21 protein-coding genes are annotated in these 21105 nt (G+C 63.0%); 7 read left to right on the forward strand and 14 right to left on the reverse strand.

Going from position 1 to position 21105, the window contains the following annotated elements; all coding sequences use genetic code 11:
* Position 1: 1 nt before the first annotated feature.
* The 6 genes from BFX80_RS11990 to BFX80_RS12015 all read right to left on the reverse strand — a co-directional run bounded on the left by BFX80_RS11990 (position 2) and on the right by BFX80_RS12015 (position 5320).
* The gene (locus tag BFX80_RS11990; RefSeq protein WP_084209029.1) at positions 2–421 is read right to left on the reverse strand and encodes a GtrA family protein; all 420 of its coding nucleotides are present in this window, start codon (positions 419–421) and stop codon (positions 2–4) included.
* Positions 411–1517 carry a glycosyltransferase family 2 protein gene (locus BFX80_RS11995; protein WP_084209030.1) on the reverse strand — a complete coding sequence of 369 codons (1107 nt, stop codon included), beginning with the start codon at positions 1515–1517 and terminating at the stop codon, positions 411–413. The genes BFX80_RS11990 and BFX80_RS11995 overlap by 11 nt, the downstream gene beginning before the upstream one ends.
* A gap of 508 nt (positions 1518–2025) precedes the next feature.
* Complete coding sequence (locus BFX80_RS12000; protein WP_167593034.1) at positions 2026–2328, reverse strand: cyd operon YbgE family protein; 303 nt, start codon at positions 2326–2328, stop codon at positions 2026–2028.
* A gap of 58 nt (positions 2329–2386) precedes the next feature.
* A complete protein-coding gene (cydX, locus tag BFX80_RS12005; protein WP_024951692.1) occupies positions 2387–2488 on the reverse strand; it encodes a cytochrome bd-I oxidase subunit CydX in 102 nt (33 codons plus the stop codon).
* Between the two features lie 90 nt (positions 2489–2578).
* Positions 2579–3712 (reverse strand): cytochrome d ubiquinol oxidase subunit II, encoded by a 1134-nt coding sequence (gene cydB / locus BFX80_RS12010; RefSeq protein ID WP_084209031.1) that lies wholly within the window; start codon positions 3710–3712, stop codon positions 2579–2581.
* A gap of 6 nt (positions 3713–3718) precedes the next feature.
* A complete protein-coding gene (locus BFX80_RS12015) occupies positions 3719–5320 on the reverse strand; it encodes a cytochrome ubiquinol oxidase subunit I (RefSeq protein WP_084209032.1) in 1602 nt (533 codons plus the stop codon).
* Between the two features lie 553 nt (positions 5321–5873).
* Here BFX80_RS12015 and BFX80_RS17980 point away from each other — a divergent pair.
* The 3 genes from BFX80_RS17980 (at position 5874) to BFX80_RS12030 (ending at position 8678) form a co-directional block, all read left to right on the forward strand.
* Positions 5874–6737 (forward strand): lipopolysaccharide kinase InaA family protein, encoded by an 864-nt coding sequence (locus tag BFX80_RS17980; RefSeq protein ID WP_167593035.1) that lies wholly within the window; start codon positions 5874–5876, stop codon positions 6735–6737.
* A gap of 364 nt (positions 6738–7101) precedes the next feature.
* Positions 7102–7695, forward strand: coding sequence for an OmpW/AlkL family protein (locus BFX80_RS12025; protein WP_065392614.1), 594 nt, complete (start codon positions 7102–7104; stop codon positions 7693–7695).
* A 278-nt stretch (positions 7696–7973) separates the two neighbouring features.
* On the forward strand, positions 7974–8678 hold the full coding sequence (locus tag BFX80_RS12030) for an OmpW/AlkL family protein (RefSeq protein ID WP_240499562.1): 705 nt from the start codon (positions 7974–7976) through the stop codon (positions 8676–8678).
* Between the two features lie 81 nt (positions 8679–8759).
* Here the strand turns inward: BFX80_RS12030 and BFX80_RS12035 are convergent, their stop codons facing one another.
* On the reverse strand, positions 8760–9722 hold the full coding sequence (locus BFX80_RS12035; protein ID WP_084209033.1) for a DMT family transporter: 963 nt from the start codon (positions 9720–9722) through the stop codon (positions 8760–8762).
* A 160-nt stretch (positions 9723–9882) separates the two neighbouring features.
* Here BFX80_RS12035 and BFX80_RS12040 point away from each other — a divergent pair, with 160 nt between their 5' ends.
* Positions 9883–11526 (forward strand): aminotransferase-like domain-containing protein, encoded by a 1644-nt coding sequence (locus BFX80_RS12040; RefSeq protein ID WP_167593036.1) that lies wholly within the window; start codon positions 9883–9885, stop codon positions 11524–11526.
* Here the strand turns inward: BFX80_RS12040 and BFX80_RS12045 are convergent.
* Positions 11523–12410, reverse strand: a complete 888-nt coding sequence (locus tag BFX80_RS12045; protein ID WP_084209035.1) for a carboxylate/amino acid/amine transporter — start codon at positions 12408–12410, stop codon at positions 11523–11525. The genes BFX80_RS12040 and BFX80_RS12045 overlap by 4 nt on opposite strands.
* Positions 12411–12438: 28 nt before the next feature.
* Here BFX80_RS12045 and BFX80_RS12050 point away from each other — a divergent pair, with 28 nt between their 5' ends.
* Positions 12439–12963 (forward strand): DUF6314 family protein, encoded by a 525-nt coding sequence (locus BFX80_RS12050; protein ID WP_157109489.1) that lies wholly within the window; start codon positions 12439–12441, stop codon positions 12961–12963.
* A 78-nt stretch (positions 12964–13041) separates the two neighbouring features.
* Here BFX80_RS12050 and BFX80_RS12055 read toward each other — a convergent pair whose 3' ends face one another.
* The 4 genes from BFX80_RS12055 to BFX80_RS12070 all read right to left on the reverse strand — a co-directional run bounded on the left by BFX80_RS12055 (position 13042) and on the right by BFX80_RS12070 (position 16307).
* Complete coding sequence (locus tag BFX80_RS12055; protein WP_077372570.1) at positions 13042–13725, reverse strand: alpha/beta hydrolase; 684 nt, start codon at positions 13723–13725, stop codon at positions 13042–13044.
* 605 nt (positions 13726–14330) lie between these two features.
* Positions 14331–15092, reverse strand: a complete 762-nt coding sequence (locus tag BFX80_RS12060) for a haloacid dehalogenase type II (protein WP_084209037.1) — start codon at positions 15090–15092, stop codon at positions 14331–14333.
* A 424-nt stretch (positions 15093–15516) separates the two neighbouring features.
* Entirely contained in the window at positions 15517–15849 is a 333-nt protein-coding gene (locus BFX80_RS12065) for a hypothetical protein (RefSeq protein WP_084209038.1), read from the reverse strand.
* Positions 15850–15965: 116 nt separating this feature from the next.
* Positions 15966–16307: a hypothetical protein gene (locus BFX80_RS12070; protein ID WP_084209039.1), complete on the reverse strand. Its 342-nt coding sequence runs from the start codon at positions 16305–16307 to the stop codon at positions 15966–15968.
* Positions 16308–17232: 925 nt separating this feature from the next.
* Here BFX80_RS12070 and BFX80_RS12075 point away from each other — a divergent pair.
* Both BFX80_RS12075 and brnQ read left to right on the forward strand, forming a co-directional pair.
* Complete coding sequence (locus tag BFX80_RS12075; protein WP_240499563.1) at positions 17233–18447, forward strand: DUF1853 family protein; 1215 nt, start codon at positions 17233–17235, stop codon at positions 18445–18447.
* Positions 18448–18721: 274 nt separating this feature from the next.
* Positions 18722–20062, forward strand: coding sequence for a branched-chain amino acid transport system II carrier protein (gene brnQ, locus BFX80_RS12080; RefSeq protein WP_205632705.1), 1341 nt, complete (start codon positions 18722–18724; stop codon positions 20060–20062).
* A 115-nt stretch (positions 20063–20177) separates the two neighbouring features.
* Here the strand turns inward: brnQ and BFX80_RS12085 are convergent, their stop codons facing one another.
* Both BFX80_RS12085 and BFX80_RS12090 read right to left on the reverse strand, forming a co-directional pair.
* Positions 20178–20678 carry a gamma-glutamylcyclotransferase family protein gene (locus BFX80_RS12085; protein WP_084209040.1) on the reverse strand — a complete coding sequence of 167 codons (501 nt, stop codon included), beginning with the start codon at positions 20676–20678 and terminating at the stop codon, positions 20178–20180.
* A gap of 28 nt (positions 20679–20706) precedes the next feature.
* Positions 20707–21072: a YqcC family protein gene (locus tag BFX80_RS12090; RefSeq protein WP_084209041.1), complete on the reverse strand. Its 366-nt coding sequence runs from the start codon at positions 21070–21072 to the stop codon at positions 20707–20709.
* Positions 21073–21105: the final 33 nt, after the last annotated feature.

The raw sequence follows: 21105 nt of genomic DNA on the forward strand, positions 1-21105 counted from the left end.
CTCATTCCTTGAAGGCCCAGAGTCGTGATGCCAGATAGGTCACGACGGGGACCGAGAGCGTCGCGATCGCGATGGCCACGAAGCCGCTCATGCCGAGCCCCTGGATCAGCACGGCCAGCAGCCCGTTGTTGAGCGCGAAGCCGCTGGCCGCCACCAGCGCGAACCGCCAGGCGCTGCCCTGTCGCTTGAAGGTCAGTCGTCGATGCCCCACCAGCGAGACCTGGAAGGCCACACAGAAGGCCACGATATTGGCGATGAATTCATTGAGCGGTGGCCAGAGAAACAGCATCAACGCGGCGACCGCGAGGTGCACCCCCGTGGCGGCCAGCCCCACCAGACCGAAACGGGTGGCGGTGCCGGCTTCCTGTCGTGCCCGCTCTGCGGTGCTGGACGTCTGGCGTGACGTGGCATCATCCCTCACGCGAGTCTCCTCGCGTCATGTCAGGCTCGGCACTCTGACAGGATTCACGGCGGCGACTGGCCTCACGGTCACGCTGTCCGCGCAAGACCCGCGCCGTGCTGAGGCCGCTGTCCAGCCCGCTGTCCGGCGAGGTAGCGCCACCGGGGCCATCCTGCAGGCTGTCGTGATCGATCAGATACAGCGGACGCTGCTTGGTCTCCATGAACAGGCGCCCGAGATATTCGCCCAGCACGCCGATGGAAATCAGCTGCATGCCGCCGAAGAACAGCACCGCGATCATCAGGGACGCATACCCCGGGGCATCAATGCCGAACAGCACCGTCTTGCTGATGATGACGAGGATGTAGAGGAAGGACAGCCCCGCGATGCACGCGCCGAGGTAGGTCCAGACCCGCAGCGGCCAGGTCGAGAAGCTCACCACGCCGTCCAGGGCGAAGTTCCACAGCTTCCAGTAGTTGAACTTGGTCGTGCCGGCGGTCCGCGCCGGGCGCTGATAGGTGACGCCAACCGAGCGATAACCGGGCCAGGAGAACAGTCCCTTCATGAAACGGTTGCGCTCCGGCATGCGGCGCAACGCCTCGACGACCCGACGATCCAGCAGTCGGAAATCCCCGGCGTCCCGTGGAATCTCGGTAAAGGTCAGGCGATTGAAGATGCGATAGAACCATCCTGCCGTCTTGCGCTTGGTGGCGGTGTCTTCATCACGCGCGGCGCGGACGCCATAGACCATGTCGTAGCCGGCCTGCCACTGGGTGATGAATTCGAGTATCACCTCGGGCGGGTCCTGGAGATCGACATCCATCGGCACGATGGCGTCGCCTCGCGCCTGCTCGATGCCGGCGCTCATGGCCGCTTCCTTGCCGAAGTTGCGTGTCAGGCTCAGATAACGAATACGTGAATCATCGGCCGCGGCAGCTTCCAGGCGCGCCAGGGTGGCATCGCTGGAGCCATCGTCGACGAACAGGATTTCCAGGTGCGGTACCTGCGCTGCCAAGGTGGCATCGATGGCGGCAAGAAACGGCGCGATCGTCTCCTCTTCATTCATCACCGGCACCACCAGCGACAGCACCCAGTCGCCTGATTGGCGCCGTGTCATGTCGCGCGGGATATAACCTGCAGACGCCGTGGACGGCCTGCTTCCCTCGGGGCCGCGGGCCGAACCGCGGGCAGAGTCAACGGATGATCGCATGCCTTCCTCCTCGAAGAGCGGTCTGGATATCGCTCGTGAACCATTGTTGTTGATATCGGTCGCCCAGCCATACCCCCACGACAGCACGCTCGGGCGCACAGGGGGTCTCTTGTGTTAGGTGGGGCTCGCAGGAGGGATTGCAATGACGCCTGGCCCACCACGCCCGGATGCACAAGCCAAGGGCATGGGCCAAGGGCATGAACGAATCGCAGTGACCTCCAGGCCCCCTCTCACGCGGTTGCACTGGCGTTATAGGGCGCGGACTGGCGGGATGTAAAGCGATATCGCATGTCGCTGCCGCTCAAGAAGGGCTCGCTTGCCTCCTCGGTGACACTTCTCGCGCCGGCCCCCCCCCCAACGCAAGAGGGGCCACTCATGGAGTGACCCCTCTCGGGACTTTAAGGCATCGCAGTGGCTAGCTCATGCTCAGGGCGATCAGGGTGATCAGCAGCAGACACCAGCTCAGCGGTGCGCCCAGCAGCCAGGCGCGCGTGGCATGACGCGGCACCAGACCGACCCCATGCGTGAAGCCGGCCCCCAGCCCCCACAGCGCGATCAGCAGCATCAGATAGCGCGGCCCGGTGGCCATCGAGGCGATGGCATCCGGCCCCAGCAGCATCCAGATGGCCACCATGGCAGACAGCAGCAGCGAGGCCAGATGGGCAGGGCGAGTTCGGCACCAGGCCGGTGGTCGTGAGGCGTACCAGGGTCGTGACATCGAGCTCTCCTTGATCAGAACGGTCGGCGGCGCAGAAGCATCGTTGAGGCCGCCTGCCTCAATCATCGTCAAAGGTGTGAGTCTGCTCAAGCCACAATGCATTGATGATGCCCGCGAAGCAGGCCAGCAGTACACCGAGAATCCAGGCGAAATACCACATGAAGTCGTCTCCCGGCGAGGGCGGCGCCCTCGCCCAATGATGCAATTATGAAGCGTACGGGAAAAGCGGTTGCAGCGTCGGCTGCCTGCCTCAGTACAGACTGTGTCCGTCCTGCTCGACGTGACTCACCGTGACACGCCGCCACATCTTCACGTAGCACCAGGTGGTGTAGAGGATGATGGTCGGCACCATCACCAGCCCCGCCACGGTGACGATGGACAGTGTCAGCTCGCTGGAGACCGAATCCCACAGCGTCAGGCTGGCCTCGCCCATGCGCGAGGACGGCACGATGAACGGGAACATGCTGATGCCTGCGGTGGCGACCACACCCCCTACCCCAATTGAGCTTGCCGTGAAGGCTGCCCCGCCCTGACGTCTGGCCGAGAGCCACATCGCGGTGACGATACCCGCCACGGCGCTCAAGGGCGCGAGCAACGTCAGTGGCTCACGCGCGTAGACATCCATCCAGCTGCCGGGTCCGACCTGCTTGTCCAGCAGCTTTAGCGCCGTGCCGGTATCGCCCATCTGATCGATGCTGTAGCCCATGCCGGACAACCACACCCACAGTCCGCCCAGGCCAAACAGCCCGAGCGAAAGCAGTCCCAGCGGCTGCACCAGACGCGCACTGCGCGCCGCCACGGCGTCATCGGCACGCGCCACCAGCCAGGTACCGCCATGCAGCATCACCATCACGACGGACAGCGCCGCACACAGCAACGCGAAGGGATTGAACAGCCCGAGATAGCTGCCGTCGTAGCTGGCACGCATGTACTGATCGACTTCCAGCGGCACGCCCTGCAGCAGGTTGCCGAAGATGAGGCCGAAGAAGGCAGTGGGAATCAGGCTGCCGGCGACGATGCCGCGGTCCCACCAGCCCCGCCATTGGGGGCTCTCGAGCTTGGAGCGATAGTCAAAGCCCAGCGGACGGAAGAACAGCGAGAACAGGATGGTCAGCATCGCGAAATAGAAGCTGGAGAACGCCGCGCCATAGACCACCGGCCACACCGCGAAGACGGCACCGATGGCGGTGACCAGCCATACCTGATTGCCATCCCAGTGCGGCGCCAGCGTGTTGATCACCACGCGCCGTTCGCTGTCACTGCGACTGACCAGCGGCATCAGCATCGCCGCGCCCATGTCCATGCCATCGGTGATGACGAAGCCGATCAGCAGCAGACCCACCGCCACCCACCAGAACAGCTTGAGGATCTCGTAATCCCACATGATCCATTACTCCTTGAATGACAGCGAAGGATTGAGCGACATGCCCTCGTCGTCTCGCAGGGCGCCGCGCTCGAAGTGATAGCGGCCGGTATGCAGGGAAGAGGGTCCCTTGCGCGCGAAGTGGAACATCAGCCACATCTCGATCACGAAGAACAGGCTGTAGAAGGCCAGGAAACCGCCGATGGACCACCACAGATCCGACTCATCCAGGCTCGAGGCCGCCATGAAGGTCGGCAGGATCTCCCCCACCGCCCAGGGCTGACGCCCGAATTCGGCCACGAACCAGCCGGTTTCCACCGCGATGAACGGCAGCGGGATCGACAGCAGGCAGATCCACAGGAAGGGGCGCACATCGAAGCGATGCTTGGCACTCATCCATACCGCGACGATGAAGATCGCGAGCATCGCCATGCCACAGGCGACCATGATGCGGAACGAGAAGAACATCGGCGCCACCGGGGGGATCGAGTCGGCCGCGGCCTTGTCGATCATCTCCGGCGTGGCATCGGAGGGCGTCTCGACATAGCGCTTGAGCAGCATGCCGTAACCGAGATCCTGCTTGACGGCATCGAAGGCCTTGCGGGTCGCGATATCGTCCTGACCCTCCCGCAGCTGCTGGAGCAGATCATAGGCCTGCATGCCATTGACAATGCGTCCGCGGTGCTCCTCGGTCAGCTCCTTGATGCCCGGAATCTCGGTATCCAGCGAGCGCGTACCGATCAGTCCCATCACATAGGGAATGTGGATGCCGTAATCGGTGTGCTGGGTCTCCTCGTTGGGCAGACCGATCAGCGTGAAGGACGCTGGCGCCGGCTCGGTCTCCCACATCGCCTCGATGGCGGCCATCTTGGCCTTCTGCACGTCGCCCACCTCATAACCGGACTCATCGCCCAGCACGATGACCGAGGCCACCGAGAACAGTCCGAAGGCCGCGGCGATGGCGAAGCTGCGCTTGGCGAAGCCCAGATCCCGCCCCTTGAGCAGGTAGAAGGCGCTGATACCGAGCACGAACATGGCGCCGGTCACGTAGCCTGCCGACACGGTATGCACGAACTTGGCCTGGGCGACCGGATTGAAGATGACATCCGCGAAGCTGGTCAGCTCCATGCGCATGGTCTCGAAGTTGAAGGCCGCCCCGACCGGATTCTGCATCCAGCCATTGGCGATCAGGATCCACAGCGCCGAGAAGTTGGAGCCGAAGGCGACAAGCCAGGTCACCATCAGGTGCTGACGCTTGCTCAGGCGGTCCCAGCCGAAGAAGAACAGCCCGACGAAGGTGGATTCGAGGAAGAAGGCCACCAGGCCCTCGATGGCCAGCGGCGCACCGAAGATGTCGCCGACGTAATGCGAGTAATAGGCCCAGTTGGTGCCGAACTGGAACTCCATCGTCAGGCCGGTGGCGACACCGAGCGCGAAGTTGATGCCGAACAGCTTGCCCCAGAACTTGGTCATGTCCTGGTAGACCTGCTTGCCGGTCATCACATACAGGGATTCCATGATGGCCAGCAGGAAGGCCATGCCGATGGTCAACGGGACGAACAGGAAGTGATAGAGCGCGGTCATGCCAAACTGGAACCGCGACAGCTCCACTACGGTATCGGAGATCATGTCTAACCCCTTTGCGATAAGACGAACGGCCAGACTGCCGTCTCTACATGCGCTTGCCACCGACGTCGGGGGCAGTCTCCCCCGACTCCCGCCGGCAAGCGCACAGGCAATGGCACCGTGGTACCAAGACCTTGGTCGGACATTCTCTGCCCTCTCGCGACAGGCTCCAGATGACAGGTTGTCGCAGCCGTACTCCGGCAAGCGCCGCCTGCGGGGATCGCAAGCCCATGAGCTGACAGCGAAAACGTCCATGGCCCGCATCATTGCTGGGCTGGCGCGCAGTGGACCGCCAGCGGCCTCTCAACGCTCTCCTCGCGCACCTGCGCGACACCTGCGACCTTCCACCACACGCCACAGCGCACAGACCTGCACGACAGAGGTCATGCACGGCTCGGACAATCCTGCGACGCGTGCTGAATGCGCAGACACAGGAGTTGCCGATCAGCGACTATCACTTCACCAGCAGGCTAACTATCATAGGGCGATCCATCGCTGGGTCCTGCGGCAGGGATTGCCCGTGACTCACCTCCCCTCTTTCGCTCGTGAACTTGCCATGACCTCCTTTTCCCGCCACTCCCTGTCCAGCGCCTCTCGGGGCCCACGTGCCACGGCGCCCCGTGGCCATGCCGACTACTGTGACCCCGCCCTGGGGAATCTGCTGGATTACCACGGCCTGAACCGGTTCGAGGCCCTGTGGCACGTGGCCGCCCAGGACGTTGATGCCCCTAACCGTGAGCGCGGAGGCACCTCGACGGTCTCGCTGCTCACTCTCGAGGACGAGCAGGGCCAGACACATCGCCTCTACCTCAAGCGCCAGACCAACCATCTGGGCCGCAGCCTGTCACGCCCACTGGGCGAGCCGACCTTCTCGCGCGAGTGGCGTGCCATCCGCCACTATCACGCGCTGGGCATTCCTTCGGTGGATGCCGGCTGGTATGGCGAGCGCCGCACCGGCAAGGAGTGGCGCGCCATCCTGATCACCTTCGATCTCGACGGCCGCGATGATCTGGACCACTGGCATGCACGCTGGCCGGCGCTGGACGATACCCGACGCACGCAAGTCATCACTGCCAGCGCACGTCTCGTGCGACAGATTCATCAGGCCGGCATGATGCACGGCTGCCTGTTCCCCAAGCATCTGTTCCTCAGCCGCCCACAGCCCGCCGCCGGCGGTACCAGCGCCATGCAGGAACAGATGGATGCCGTCATCATCGATCTGGAGAAGACCCGACGCTTCGTGCTGCGCCGTCACGAGTGCCAGCGCGACCTCTACGTGTTGTGGCGCCGCCTCAAGGCCTGGCAGGCAGCGGAGTGGCGAGAGTTTCTGGCCGTCTACCTCGACTGTCCCGCGCAGAGTGACGAGGTCAGTCGATGGCTCAACGAGCTTGAAGCACGTGCCCAGCGCAAGCGTCGCTGAATTCCCACACTGGTGGGCGCATCACGCATTGCGTAGCATGCGCTCACCTCACGAGCCGCCTACGACCAACGTCTCATGAATCTGTCGTGAAAATGAACGGCCCTGTCGCTGTCCTGCGCCACCTCCAGTCTCATCCTCGAGACATGCACCTTTTCTGAAATAATCGGTAACATCCGCTAACAAGACGTCAAATATGTTTTCAAACATTGTTCTAAAAAAATGCTTGCCAAAAAGAACAGTGTTTTTTATAGTTCATCTCGTCCCCTGAACAAGGCAGCCTTGCCACACTCGGTACATCCCCCGAGTTCGCCAGGCACCGCCGACAGGAAGCCCCCGAGGCCACAAGCTTCAAGGAGAACATCACATGAAAACCATCAAGATCCTGACTGCTACCGTCATCGCCGGCACCATGGCAATGGGTGCACAATCTGCACTGGCCTACGGCAAGGGCGACATCTTCCTGCGCGGCGGCGTTGCCAAGGTCGACGGCAAGAGCAACAACGGCAATGGCCTGATCGCCAAGGATGAATCCGGTTTCGCCGGCTCCGTGGGCTACATGTTCCACGACAACCTGGCAGTTGCTCTGCAGTCCACTGAAGCATTCAGCACCGACTGGAAAAACAGCGACGGTGGCTTCGATCAGATGCCGATCAACCTGATGCTGCAGTACTACCCGCTGGGCGGTACCGAAGCTCGCGTTCAGCCTTACGCTGGCGTCGGCCTGAACTACACCCACTTCTCCGGTGAGTCTGCCGGTGGCCAGAGCATGGACATCGACGACAGCTACGGCGCTGCTGCCGAGCTGGGTGTTGACCTCAACATCAACGAATCCTGGGCCGTCAATGGCTTCGCTCGTTACGCTGACGTCAAGGCCGACACCAAGATCAACGGCCAGGACGTGAACGACACCGAGCTGGACCCGGTCACCGTCGGTGCCGGTGTCACCTACCGCTTCTAAGTGCTGAAACACGCACTGACGAGCCGCGCCGAGCCATGACGCATCAGGGGTGATCCCCTTGCCTCATTGACGACGCACAAGAACGCCGCAGGCCTCAGGGCCTGCGGCGTTCTTGCATGCGCGGACGGTCGGCGAGACAGACGGAACTTGATTTGAATCAAGTGTGACGGACCCTTGTCGGACATGACGGCAAACCCTTGTCATGGATCAATTTTTCGTCGACATGAGCTCCTAGACTGACATCTCCTTTCTCACCCCCTGTCACTTCGGGAGCGAACATGTCAGCCGCACAGTCCTTCTTGCCCTTCTCCTTCTGCCGGTCCTCTTCACGCCCGCTGCGCATGGCGGCGATCACGGCCGCACTCACGCTGACTGCCACGTCGGCTGTCGCTGCGCCGTTCTCGTCGACTGACTCAGGCCTCGAGAACCTCGATTATGGTGCCGGCCAGTTCTGGACGCGTGCGGGTGTCGCCAAGGTCTCGCCTAAGAGCGACAACGGTCGCATCGATGCCATCGGTGCCGACGTGGACGTCGATGATGACAGCGCCTTCGCCTTCACTCTGGGGTATCGCTTCACCGATACCCTGGGGATCGAGCTGCTGGCCGCGCAGAATTTCGAGCATGACATCTCGCTGAATGGCCAGAAGGCCGGCTCCGTCGATCATCTGCCACCGACCCTGACACTGCAGTACTACCCCCTCGGTGGACGCGACTCCCGCATCCAGCCGTATATCGGTGCAGGCGTCAATTACACCCACTTCTCCGATGAAACCCTCGATGACGGCACCAAGCTCGAGATGGATGACAGCTGGGGCGCGGCCGCACAGATCGGTGTCGACCTGGTCATCAATGAGCATTGGGCGGCCAACGTCGCTGCCTGGTATCTGGATATCGATTCCGATGTCACCGTGGCGGGCAGCGTCAACGACAAGGTCGAGATCGACCCGATCGTGACCATGGCCGGTATCAGCTATCGCTTCTGAGTCGCGCATCTGACTGGCCACAGACGACAACGCCCCGCCAGCCCATCACGGGCCGGCGGGGCGTTGTGCTTTCAGGGTGAATCAGCGCGAGGCGGCCTGCCCGCTGCTCGGTGCCGACGTCTCGGGCGCTGACGGCGACGTGTCGTCAGCCGGCGCCCTGGCTACCTTGCCCGGACGGGGGCGATCCAGCACCAGTCCCAGCACGACCAGCGCCGCTCCCATCACCATCAAGGCGGTCCACTGCTCATCGAACAGCCACCAGGCCATCAGCGCGGCACACGGTGGCACCAGGAAGAAGGTACGTGCGACCTGGTGGGCCTCGCCACGTTCGAGCATCAGCATCAGCAACCAGATGGCACCCACCGAGATGGCGATCACCAGCCAGGCGAGGGTCAGCAGCAGACGAGGCGTCGGGTCGAAGGCGAAGCTACCTACGCTGCTGGCTGCGATGAGGAAGACACAGCCCGCTCCCAGATACTGGAATACCAGCCCCTCCACCAGCCCCATCCGACCACCGACACGCTTCTGCCACAGCGTCGAGCTGGACACGCCGATGAGCGCCACCAGACACCACAGCAGGCCGATCATCGGCCACTCGAGCGTGGCGCTTGCGGCGCCTGCCCCCTGAAGCACGCCCGCCCCCAGCACCAGACTGACGCCAATCGCGCCACACCCCAGCCCCAGCCACTGCCTGGCGCCCAGACGGATACCGAACAGCGGCAGTGACAGCGCAGCCGTCACCAGAGGGTGCAGGCTGACCAGCAAGGCCGTCAGCCCCGCAGGCAGCCCGGCCTTGACCGCCGCGAACACGCCACCCAGATAGGCGCCGTGCAACAGCATGCCGATGCCCATCTGAGCCAGCTTGTCATAGCGCTGCCCCCACTGGCGCGGCTTGCGGCGTATCCACAGGATCAGCCCCAGCACCGGCAGTACCAGCAGGCTGCGCACCAGCAGCAGCGTGAAAGGCTCAGCATCCAGGGTGCCGAAACGTGCGGCGATGAACCCGGTGGCGAACAGGAAGACGAAGGTCAGCGGCATCCACATCAGATTGACTCCAGAGCACGAGAGACGGGACCTCACTGTCCCGAGGAGCGCTCACACCGAGCGCGTCATGCATCGCCGGCGTGATGTGACATGAGCTTGCCGCGAAGGCACCAGGGGATACAAGATACAGAGAATGGCTTTTTCAGGGGATACAGCCTGCATGAGTGGCACTCAAGACCTCCCATCAGCGCCGCGCTACCAACAGCTGGCGACGCGCTTGAAAGCCGAGATGGCCACGGGGCAACTCGTCCCCGGACAACGGCTGCCCTCATTGCGCCGCCAGGCGGCCCTGTCAGGGCTGGGACTCAACAGCGTGATCCGCGCCTATGGCGAGCTGGAATCCGCCGGCTTCCTCGTGGCTGTCCCGCGCCGGGGATTTCAGGTCGCGGCCGCAGCGGCACCTCCCTCTTCCGCCAGCCGCGATCACGACGCCGCCCCGTCACGCTGCACCCCTCTTGCCACTCCGTCACTGGCCATCGATGACCCGGCCTGGCAGGCCATGGCACATGCCAGCGACCCGGCGCTGGCTCCGCTGGGCGCGGCGCATCCCGAGCTGGATGCGCCCGCCGTGCGGCGCCTCTATCGGCTGGTGCGCCAGAAGCTCAAGCATCACGCCGAATCCCCCAGCGCCTACGCGCTGCCCCCGGGCTCCCCCGCCCTGCGCGAGGCCATTGCCTCTCACCTCAGCCACCATGGCCATCACTGTCACGGTGACACCCTGTTGCTGTGTCAGGGGGCTCAGCAAGGCATGTCGCTGATTCTCCGAAAATGGCGCGCAAGCCGGGGACGCTGTCGCATCGGCATCGAGGCCCCCGGCTATTTCGGTGTACTTGCGGCGGTGGAAGCCAATGGTCACGAAGCCATTGCCCTGCCGACACATGCCGGAAGCGGACTGGATATCGAGGCATTGGCCAGACTGCTGGAGGAAGGAGAGGCAAGGCAGATGGACAGGCGGCAGACGTGTGCAGGCAAGACGCGGCCAGAGATGCCGCCCACGGCCGGGCACCGACACGGCAAGGCCGCCCTCGACGCGCTGATCGTCTCACCGGATTGCCACAACCCGCTGGGTGGCCAGCTGAGCCTGACGGATCGAGATCGCCTGCTCAAGCTAGCCCAACGCCACGGGGTACAGATCATCGAGAATGCCACCTTCGCGGAACTGAGCTTCGACACCCGTCTGCCCTGGCTGATGGACCTCCATCAGCGCCAGGCACCGTCACCGGCGCAGACAACGCCACTGGGACAGACAATATCACCGGAACAGGCACCCGGCGTGATCACGGTGGGCTCGCTGTCCAAGACGCTCGACCCGCGAGCACGCTGTGGCTGGGTGTGGCTCCCACGGTCCGAAAGCGTGGCACCTGACGCCGAGCTGGCCATGCAGGGGCTGATTCGCGCACGCTGGGCCGATGGCATGGGCGACATGCCATGGATGCACGCCGCCCTCGCGGAGCTGATCGCCAGCGGCGATTACGGGCGCCATGTCCACCGCATGCGCCGCTGCTACGCGAAGCGCCTGCAACTGCTGCGCGAGACGCTTGCCTCTGCTCTCGGCGATGGCGTCTGGCTGCCCGGTGTCAGTGGTGGCTATCTGCAGTGGTGCGGCCTGCCGGGACTGGATGGCGCGGCCCTTTCCCGCCTGCACCGCGAGCTGCTCGAGGCTGGCATCGCCACTCTGCCCGGCTACCTGTTCAAGGCGGTCAGCCCCGGCCTGCGCCTCAATGCGGCCCAACTGCAGGACGATGAGACTCTCGCACGATTGACCAAGACCCTGCGCAACGCGCTGCACGGAGCCGATGCCTAGCGAACGCTCTGCGCCTCACGCGCGCGCTGCTCACGCTGGCGCGCCCAGAACTGATTGATCAACAGCGCCAGCACGATGACCGCCCCGCCCAGCGCGAGACGCGGCAGGTCCGCGTCGCGATTCCAGATCAGCAGATTGACCAGCAGTCCCGCCGGTACCAGCGCATTGTTCATGATCGCCAGGGTACCGGCATCGACGCGCGTCGCTCCCTTGTTCCACAGGAAGTAGCCCATCCCGGACGCCACGATGCCCAACCAGCCCAGCACCACGAAGTGCACCGGCTGCGAAGGCAGCTTGTCGGTATTGCCGAACAGCAGGAACATCACGACCACCAGCGCCAGGGCGCCAAGATAGAACCAGCCGAACACATGACGGTGCGCGACACCTTCAGGCAGCTGGGGCGAGAGATGACGATAGGCGACCTGGCCGATGGCAAAGCACAGATTGGCCCCCTGAACGACGGCAAAGCCGAGCCAGAAGCCCTCGGTGACCCCGTCGTAGCGAATGATCGCCGCACCGATGACCGCCACCATCGCCGTGAGCAGGTAGAATGGCGACAGCCGACGTTTCATCATGTCATCCAGGAGGGTGATGTAGATGGGCGTGAAGATCGTGAACAGCAGCACTTCCGGGACGGGCAACAGCAGGAAGGAGCGGTAGAAGAAGATGTACATCAGCCCCAGCTGCACCGCGCCGATGGCCATCAGCTGCCAGCGGATGCGTCCACTGATCGCCCGTGGGCGCAGAAAGGGAGCAAAGATCAGGCTGGCCAGCACGATGCGTGTCAGCACGGCCAGATAGCTATCGACCTGACCGGACAGGTAGACGCCGATCAGGGAAAACGAGAAGGCCCACAGGGCTGTGACACCGATCAGGTAGGACATGACGAGTAAACCCGTTAGGCAGAGAAAGTTGACAGGCATTGTAACCCTCCACGCGCTGCTTGAGCAGATACGCCACCTGGAATTTTCGTCACGCTCAGGGCCTGCCTCACGCAACGCCTGGTCCGGCCATGGCAGCGGTGAGGTGCGCCTCGAGAAGGAGATGCCTGATGGGGCCGGCAGGACTGGGGCGGAAGACTCGTGGGACATCCTCTTCAATGAACAGGGACAGTTCCGACTGGAGGGCCAGGCCAGCAGTGTCACGTTCCGCAATCGCTATCGCTGGCGACTGAGCCCCGACGGCACTGCCCTGTCACTGAGCCATGAGCGCCGCGGCCGCGATGCGGCGGTCTTCCTGTTCGACCTGATCGAGGCTCCCGCAGGCGATGGTGACCACTTCATCAGCCGCGAGGCACACCTGTGCATCGATGACCTCTATTCCGCCACCCTCGTCATCATGCGCGATGCGGATGACAAGCCCTGCGGCTTCGACCTCGACTGGCGCATCACCGGCCCGCGCAAGGATGAACATCTCGCCTATCGCTATCGCTGCTGAACGTAACCCGCGCTGCCGGCACATGAAAACGCCGCTGACGAACCACTCCGTCAGCGGCGTTGTGGGACTGGCGGCCGATCAGGCCAGCAGGCGTGCCGTGAACCATTCGCCGATCGCCTCGATCTCCTCGAGACACACGGCGTGCGCCATCGGCCAGGTCTGCCATTCAAGCGGATGCCCGAGGGCGCGAGCACTCTCGGCGCCAGCCTCCCCCAGTGCCAGCGGCACGATGTCATCCTGGGTGCCGTGATGGACACTGATGGCCAGCCCCTGATTGGCGGCTGACGGCGTGATGGTCGCGCTGGTGGCGAAATAGGTGGAGAGCGCCAGCAACCCACCCAACGGCCGCTCACAGCTCAACGCCGCCTCGTAGACCACGGCACCGCCCTGAGAAAAGCCTGCCAGCAGGATGCGCTCACTGGCGATCCCCTGCGCGACCTGCTCCTCGATCAAGGCATGCACGTAAGCCGCGGACTCGCGCAGCTGCACTTCATCGACACGCCGCCCAAGATTCATCTCGAGAATGTCGTACCAGGCCGGCATGCGCATGCCGCCATTGACGGTCACGGCCAGCTCACGCGCGTGCGGGAAGACGAAACGTACGCCGTGATCCGCCGGCAATCCCAGCGCCGGCACCACGGGCACGAAATCACTGCCGTCCGCCCCCAGCCCATGCAACCAGATGACACAGGCATCTGCCTGGCCCTGAGGCTCGATGATCTGCGGACTACGGTGGCCATGCTGGGGTGATGCGTCGTTCATCTCTGCGCTCCTGTCTGGAAAAGGGGGATGCCGCCCAGCCTACCATTGACATTGCCTTCTGCCACCTGCGCTCCCCTCATTCAGAGCCCGACCGCGCGATGCAGCACGCCTGCTCGGCCTGCGCTCCCCCTCTTCTGGCGCGCCCTCACCATGGCACCGCCCCTGGACGCGAGACATAAAAAAACCCGCCAATCGGGCGGGCAATGAATGTCGGGACAGCGACACCCAGGACAGGAAAGCGCTTGAGAAACCGTGCCTGCGGGGGGCTTTCTCAAGCACTCTGGGTCTTTCTGAGAAGCCTCCTTCTCGAGATCGCCTGAGGACTGTCACGCCATCTCGATGCGACCTGCCAGCGCGCTATTCCATCATCACGCACCATCGATCAACATCAACCAAACACAGCACATGACAGCGAACCACCATCACGAAATCTCGACAATATCGCCAGAATACTTGCGGAGTATTCACGATGAATCTGCCAGGCGATGGGACCGGCAGTCTCCCGATTGACAGGATATGATTTCTGTCAAAGGAGACTCGCCAGCCCCACCGATACCGCGGACTTCAGGGTGACAGGATCTCGATAGACCCGCCAATCAAGGAAATCACTCCAGGATGTCGGCCAGTTCGTTCACATCCTGCACGACATGATCCGGCGCCTTTGACAGCGGGAAGAGTGCCTTGCCCGGGCGGGCGATGAAGGTGGTCTGCAAGCCCGCTTCCTTGGCACCCGCGACATCCCAACCATGTGCAGCGACCATCATGGCCTCTTCAGGTTCGACATCGAGCTTGTCCAGCACCCACTCATAGGAACGCAGGTCCGGCTTGTAGATCTGGATATCTTCAATGCTGTAGCGAGCATCGAAATACGGCAGCAGTCCCGCGTTCTCGAACTGGGCCTTGACGCCCTTGTTGGACGAGTTGGTCAGACTGACGATCTTGTAGCCTTCAGCCTTGAGCCTGGCCAGACCTTCCTTGACGTCAGGGTGAGGCGGGAGTGTCAGCAACGGTGTGATGATGGCCTTCTTCGCCTGCTCATCCGTCAGTTCGACACCGTTGTTCTGCGCGACCACCAGCAACGAGGCGACACCGATCTGCCCGAAGTCGTGATAGTCCCGGGTCACGGTAGACACCAGGGAGTAATGCAGCATGGTCGAGAACCACAGGGGCAGCAGGTCTTCTCTTCCCCCCAGTGCCTCACCGACCGAACTGCGCATCGAGGTCAGGTCCAACAGCGTTTCATTGACATCGAAGATGAGCACCTTGGGCTTATCGACGACATCATCCGCCATCGCATTCCCCGACATCAGGCCGATACCCAACAACACTGAACCTGCCACCTTCTTGAGTTTTCCGCGCACCATCATGGGTCTCCACTTGATCGATATCATGGCATCCGGCCTCGACATTTCCGGCATGCCGCTCGGCAATCAACAACGTTTAATCACCGTGACCCACCATGACACCTTTACCATGAACTGGCGATGAATCTTCACGAAAAACGCGGGAAATATCTGCAATGATCCAGATGAATCATCCTTCCTTGCGAGGACTGACTGGCTTGTCATTCTCGAGCGACTATCACGCCTTGCGCCTCAGAAATCGTCTCAAGTCTTATCAATGACACATCGCAGATATCAACATCCAATCGACGTAATATGGGGCAAGAATGCCTCACGAAGACTCAAGGAAATTCTCCAGTACCTTGTCGACATCCAGCACATACCATGCGCAGAGACGGCCCACCAGATGGCGGCAGCCAAGACCATCCACCGCTGCGATCCCCTGTCCTCAGACGCTTTCGCTCAGGGCATGCTGGACGCGGGTGGCGGAAACGCTCTTGCCGGCATCATTGACGTACTGGCGGGAATCACGAGTGATCTGCGCCTGCTGACCATTGACGCTCTGGTTGTTCAGCGCCTGCTCGACACGACTGGCCGCAACACTCTTGCCGGCATCGTTGAGATGCAGCGGCTGAGCCGCTACCTGCTGGGCCTGACCGTGGATCACGGATTCGCTGATGGTGGCGCGAACCTGCTGGTCGGCAACGCTATCAGCGTTGGCAACGCCTGCGGTGGTGACGGAGAGAACGGCGGCGGCGATGAGGGCATTGAAGGTCTTCATGATGTGACTCCTGGAAATGACACTGACGAAAGAGGTAGGGAAAGACAGAGTGCTTGAGAGCGACGCGCCGAGAGGCCGTGTCTTGCGACCCGTTGACGACTCAGCGTTGCGTCGGCTCAGGCGTTGTCGCTGATGCTCTGCTGGACTCGGCTGGCTGCGACACTCTTGCCCTGCTCGGAAACGGTGTCATTGGCCCGGGATACGGCAGCGGTCTGCTGGCCACGAATGTGCTCGGCATTGAGTGATTGCTCGACACGTCCGGCGGCAACGCTCATTCCAGTCTCCGCGAAGCTCTGCTGGCTGGTGGCTGCCGGCTGGGACTGGCCGATGATCTGCTGGCTGTTCAGCGCATTCTGGACGCGCAGAGCGGCAGGGCTGTCATCAGCGGCAAGGGCGGACGTGCTGGCAGTGGCGATGACGGCAGCGGCGATCAATGTCTTCAGTGTGGTGTTCTTCATGGTCTATCTCCTGGTCCTGGGTAGCGGATGATTCCGCGTGAAGTCGTTGTCAGCGAGTGAAGGATCTGGCGAGTAGCCCCTGCCCGGGCTCCGTCCTCCATTGGCTGTGGGTCGTGCTTCGCTTCGATAATTAACAGACTAATCTTTATTCCGCTTTCTAACTAGCCGTACCATTGGAAGCTCACTGTTTCGCCTTGAGCAACAAATTCGCGGTGGGCTGTCGATTCCGGGGCCAGCATCTTCCGCGCGCCCCTCGAGATCGAGAACTCTTGCCAGAGTCACGGACAACTCTTGTATAACCATAATGGCGCAGAAACTTCCTGATTCCGTGCCGAGTCAGCCATCTGACTGACGCCTTGCCCTGGCAGAATCTCGGTGTTCGAGAGAAATCCCTGTCTCGAGACTCCCCTTGGGAAAACATGTCGCCAGCGGCGAAGTGTGTCGTCATGTTCTGATGAGACATACGCCAAGGCCTTGAGACTGGATGCAGCAGAAAGAGAAATAATGCGTTTATTTTTCTGTCGGCCAGCGACAGGAAGCCGGATAACTCCCTTGCAGAGCAGAGGATTGTTCACCCCGGCCGACCGAATTGTTCCTCACCCACCGGGTACGCCGAAGGTCGCTTCCACCATCGCCGGGGGCCCTGGCTCAAGCACGCTGCCTGGGCGCGCTCGTCAGATGACGGCTCCGTCCTGGTCAGGTGACAAGGGGGCATTCAGACCTCAAGAGACACGCGCACATTGCCTGCATCTTGTCTGCATGTTGCGTACATTCTTTGTTGAACACGCCGAGAGACGTGCAGCGCGTGGAGTACCGGCCTGACCATCACGGGTTGGTTCTCATGAGGAATCAATCCTCAAAGACGATGCCCTCGCCAACACCGTCAGCAGAGGTCGGGGTCCCTCTGGCACGAATGGCCGCGTGGGTGAGTGAGCGTTACACTGGCGACATGTCCAACCCGCCACCGATTCCTGACAATGATGCGCCTTTGCAGGCCCCTCCCACCCGCTGGCCGAAGACTGCCGGGCAGACCCTGCGTGGCGAATGCGAGCGCTATACGCATCCGCGCGTCAGGGATATCGCCTGGCTGTTGAGTGCCCCGGACCTGCTGACACTGCTCCCTTATCAGCGCCCGACTCTCGAGGCGTTGGGACTGGGCGACGACATCACTCGCCATCGCTGGCTGAGCGAGCTTGAGCAGGCCCCCGAGGCACTGGAATCCGCGGTGGATGAGCGTCGCCACCATCGGCTCGGTCTCTATCACGAGCTGCTGTGGCGGTTCGTGCTGGCCCACGCCCCAGGCAGCCGACTGTTGGCCCACAATCTCAGGATCATGGAAGGCAAGATCACGCTGGGCGAGCTGGACATGCTGTATCTGGCGGCAGGCGATACGACCCCCACCCACCTGGAAGTCGCGATCAAGTTCTATCTGGGATTGCCACAAGGTCCGGGGCCGGCGGATGGCCTGGAGCGCTGGATCGGCCCGGGTGGCGCCGACAGTCTCGCCATCAAGACGCGACGCAGTCTTGCGCACCAGCTGCCACTGGCGCTCAGCGAGCGGGGACAACAGACGATTCGTCAGGCGCTTGGCCTACCCGTGAGCGACGCCGCCGAGGCGACGGGAGACTCGGCCCCCGGGTGGCTCGCGGGCCAATGCCTGGCCATGCCCGGCGGTCTGTTTCGCCCCTGGCAGCCGGAGACACCTGCCGATGAGCAGCTGCCGCCACCGCGTCACTGCCATCCTTCAAGCGCGGCGCAGGCTGGCTGGTGGGTCCCCGTGAGCCAGTTTGCCGCCTTCTGCCAGCGCCTCGACAGTACCGCGATGGATACCGCGCCGCTGCTGGGCTGTCTCAGGGAAAAGCCCGCCTGGCTGGCCCCTCCCCCTGCGCAATCACTGACCGGGTGGCGCGAGCTGCAACTCTGGCTCGAGGACTATTTCGCGCCCTCTGACGGGGAAGCGAACCCACCAACGGGCACTCCCCGGCAGGCGCCGCCTCAGCATCCGCGTCAGCTATGGCTGGAACGCGCGCCGCACCGGCCCTTGGACTCGCGACACGACACCCCCTCTCAATGGCGGGTATTCGTGGTGCCGGATGGATGGCCTCACTTCATCCCGCTGCCCCCGGCTTCCCCCACCTGACGACTCACGTCGCGATCAGGCCGGCAAGCGGACTGCTCGGGAGGGAGTACTCACTTTGTCTTGATGCGTGAAATCAACGATAATGCGCCGCGTCAGATTCAGGCGACTCACAGGTTGGCCTGTTTCTCGCCATGAGACGCGGGCTTCGCACTACCCAGCGAGCCCGAGTCTGCTGGTGACCTCACCCCTGTCGCTGGCCAACGGCTTCCCGGCAGCGTGTCGACTCCGACATCCTGCTGCCGCAACGCATCCGCTGAATCCGTAGGACGTCATCTTGAAAACACGACTTTCCAGCCTCGATATCGTGGCGCTGGGCTTCATGACATTTGCGCTCTTCCTTGGCGCTGGCAACATCATCTTCCCGCCTCAGGTAGGTCAGGGCGCAGGGGCCGAGTTCTGGCCAGCCGCACTCGGCTTTCTGACCACCGGTGTCGGCATGCCGCTGGCCGGAATCGTTGCGGTCGCCGTGATCGGCGGCGGGCTCGACAAGATCACCTCCCCGCTGCCCAAGTGGGCGGCAGCGGCCTTCGGCGTCGCCATCTATCTGTCCATCGGGCCGATGTTCGCCATCCCGCGTACCGGCACCGTCGCCTTCGAGATGGGCATGCGTCCGTTCATCGACATGACGCCCGAGTCAGGCCTGGCATTGCACTCGGTGGTGTTCTTCGGCATTGCCACCCTGATCGCCCTGAGCCCCGGCAAGCTGATGGACGTGGTCGGCAAGTGGCTGACTCCGCTGTTGATCGCGCTGCTGGCACTGATCGCGCTGTTCACCATCATCGACCCGCAGGGGCCGCTGGGCCCGGTGAGCCCCGAGTGGGCCGAAGCGCCCTTCATGACCGGCTTCCAGCAGGGCTACCTGACCATGGATGCGCTGGCCTCGATGGTGTTCGGCATCCTGATCGTCTCCGCGATCAAGGCGCGTGGCATCACCGCCACCGCTGACGTGACGCGCTACACCCTGTGGGCCGGCGCCATCGCCGCGATCTGTCTGGCCGCCGTCTATCTGCCGCTGACCTACATGGGCGCCACCAGCCATGCTCTGGTGACGGAAGCCGCCAAGGGCGAACTGATTCCGGTCTACGTCGAGGCCTTGTTCGGCGATGCCGGCAAGCTGATTCTGGCGCTGGTCATCACTCTGGCGTGTCTGACCACCGCGGTGGGCCTGCTGACCTCCTGCGGCGAGTTCTTCCATCGCCTGCTGCCGAGCGTGCCCTACCGTCTGCTTGTGATCGTGATGGCCGTGGCCTCGGCGTTGATCGCCAACCTGGGCCTCTCGACCCTGATCAGCGTCTCGATTCCGGTACTGGTCACGCTCTATCCGCTGGTGCTGGTGCTGACGCTGCTCTCCTACCTGCGCCCGCGCCTGCATGATGCACCGCGCGTGTTCGCCTGGAGCCTGGGCCTGACCCTGCTGGTCAGCCTGCTCGATGGCTTCGAAGCCAGTGGCATCGATTCCCTGATGGCCATCTCGCACCGCATCGAGCCGCTGCTGCCGCTGGCCTCCATGAATCTGGGCTGGCTGGCACCTGCACTGGCGGGCCTGATCATCGGCATGCTGGCCAGCCGTCGTGACCAGACGAATCTGGACCCGGTACTGACCGAGCAACGCTGAGCGCCCCTCGGCCATCCCCTGGTGGCATGATGTTGCCACGGCGTTGCCATGAAAAAGCCCGCCCCTCGTGATGAGGGGCGGGCTTTTTTTCGTCACGGCTGTCGTCTCTGGCGCCTCAGCGCGGCGTGCTGCGTGACAGCCCCAGCCGTGCGAGCGTGTCATCATCCAGCGAGTGCACCGCTTCCACGTCTGCCAATGCCGTGAAATAGTCCGGGGTCAGGAAGTCACGTCCGCCCAGCAGGTGCTCGAGATACTCACGGGCCGGCTTGAGTCCCTGACTAGTGCGCTCCGGCAAGGCGATGTACACCCAGGCCTCGATGACACCGTCACGTGTCACGATGGCATGACGAAAGCGCTCATATTCATGTGGGCGCCCCTCGTAGGGGTCCATCAGGGTGATCTGCTCAGGGTCGCGCAGCTCGTAGAGCACCCCTTCGACACGCTCACCCCGCGCCGGTTGCACATTGGCATGTGCGATCCCCGGAACACGCGACGCCTTGTCGAAACTCAGCCGATGCTCCTCCAGCCAGCCATGCAGGGCACGACGCGTGTCACCGATGCGTGCCGCGACACGCGCCGGATTCATGTTGCTTCCGTAGGCGAAGTAGTACGGCATACCCATCTCCCGTGTGAACCGCGACGACTCAGTTGTCGGTGATCAGCGTATCGATCTCGCGCACGACTTCCGTCATCGCCACGCGGCGCTCCGGACGCGCATCCTTCAACCAGGCCTCGATGGCAGGCGCCACGTCACACTTCACCGGGAAGCTGCCACGCGCGTCACACAGTGCCTCGAGACGCGCGATGAACACGAAACGCAGCCACTGGCCCATGTCCATGCGGTCCACGCAGAAGGGCTCCACGCTCATGAAGGCCTCTGGGGTCGGTGTCTCCATGCGCCACAGATCCGCCGCCTTCATCGTCGCTTCCAGGCGTGCCAGCAGGTCACGCAATTCGTCATGCGCGTTGCCGGCGAGTTCGCCGTCCTGGGGTATTTCGGTCGGGTTCATGACACCTCCGTCAATTCATGCATGATGCGTTCA

Origin of the sequence: Cobetia marina, assembly GCF_001720485.1 — a bacterium.
GTDB lineage: Bacteria > Pseudomonadota > Gammaproteobacteria > Pseudomonadales > Halomonadaceae > Cobetia > Cobetia marina.

Coding starts and splice junctions, on each gene's coding strand:
- BFX80_RS12040 (WP_167593036.1), top strand. CDS start 9,883: ATGAGTGGCACTCAAGACCTCCCATCAGCGCCGCGCTACCAACAGCTG.
- BFX80_RS12045 (WP_084209035.1), bottom strand. CDS start 12,410: ATGTCCTACCTGATCGGTGTCACAGCCCTGTGGGCCTTCTCGTTTTCC.
- cydX (WP_024951692.1), bottom strand. CDS start 2,488: ATGTGGTATTTCGCCTGGATTCTCGGTGTACTGCTGGCCTGCTTCGCG.
- BFX80_RS12000 (WP_167593034.1), bottom strand. CDS start 2,328: ATGTCACGACCCTGGTACGCCTCACGACCACCGGCCTGGTGCCGAACT.
- BFX80_RS12015 (WP_084209032.1), bottom strand. CDS start 5,320: ATGATCTCCGATACCGTAGTGGAGCTGTCGCGGTTCCAGTTTGGCATG.
- cydB (WP_084209031.1), bottom strand. CDS start 3,712: ATGTGGGATTACGAGATCCTCAAGCTGTTCTGGTGGGTGGCGGTGGGT.
- BFX80_RS12070 (WP_084209039.1), bottom strand. CDS start 16,307: ATGAAGAACACCACACTGAAGACATTGATCGCCGCTGCCGTCATCGCC.
- BFX80_RS12035 (WP_084209033.1), bottom strand. CDS start 9,722: ATGTGGATGCCGCTGACCTTCGTCTTCCTGTTCGCCACCGGGTTCATC.
- BFX80_RS11995 (WP_084209030.1), bottom strand. CDS start 1,517: ATGACACGGCGCCAATCAGGCGACTGGGTGCTGTCGCTGGTGGTGCCG.
- BFX80_RS17980 (WP_167593035.1), top strand. CDS start 5,874: ATGACCTCCTTTTCCCGCCACTCCCTGTCCAGCGCCTCTCGGGGCCCA.
- BFX80_RS12085 (WP_084209040.1), bottom strand. CDS start 20,678: ATGCCGTACTACTTCGCCTACGGAAGCAACATGAATCCGGCGCGTGTC.
- BFX80_RS12030 (WP_240499562.1), top strand. CDS start 7,974: ATGTCAGCCGCACAGTCCTTCTTGCCCTTCTCCTTCTGCCGGTCCTCT.
- BFX80_RS12065 (WP_084209038.1), bottom strand. CDS start 15,849: ATGAAGACCTTCAATGCCCTCATCGCCGCCGCCGTTCTCTCCGTCACC.
- BFX80_RS12055 (WP_077372570.1), bottom strand. CDS start 13,725: ATGAACGACGCATCACCCCAGCATGGCCACCGTAGTCCGCAGATCATC.
- BFX80_RS12025 (WP_065392614.1), top strand. CDS start 7,102: ATGAAAACCATCAAGATCCTGACTGCTACCGTCATCGCCGGCACCATG.
- BFX80_RS12060 (WP_084209037.1), bottom strand. CDS start 15,092: ATGATGGTGCGCGGAAAACTCAAGAAGGTGGCAGGTTCAGTGTTGTTG.
- BFX80_RS12090 (WP_084209041.1), bottom strand. CDS start 21,072: ATGAACCCGACCGAAATACCCCAGGACGGCGAACTCGCCGGCAACGCG.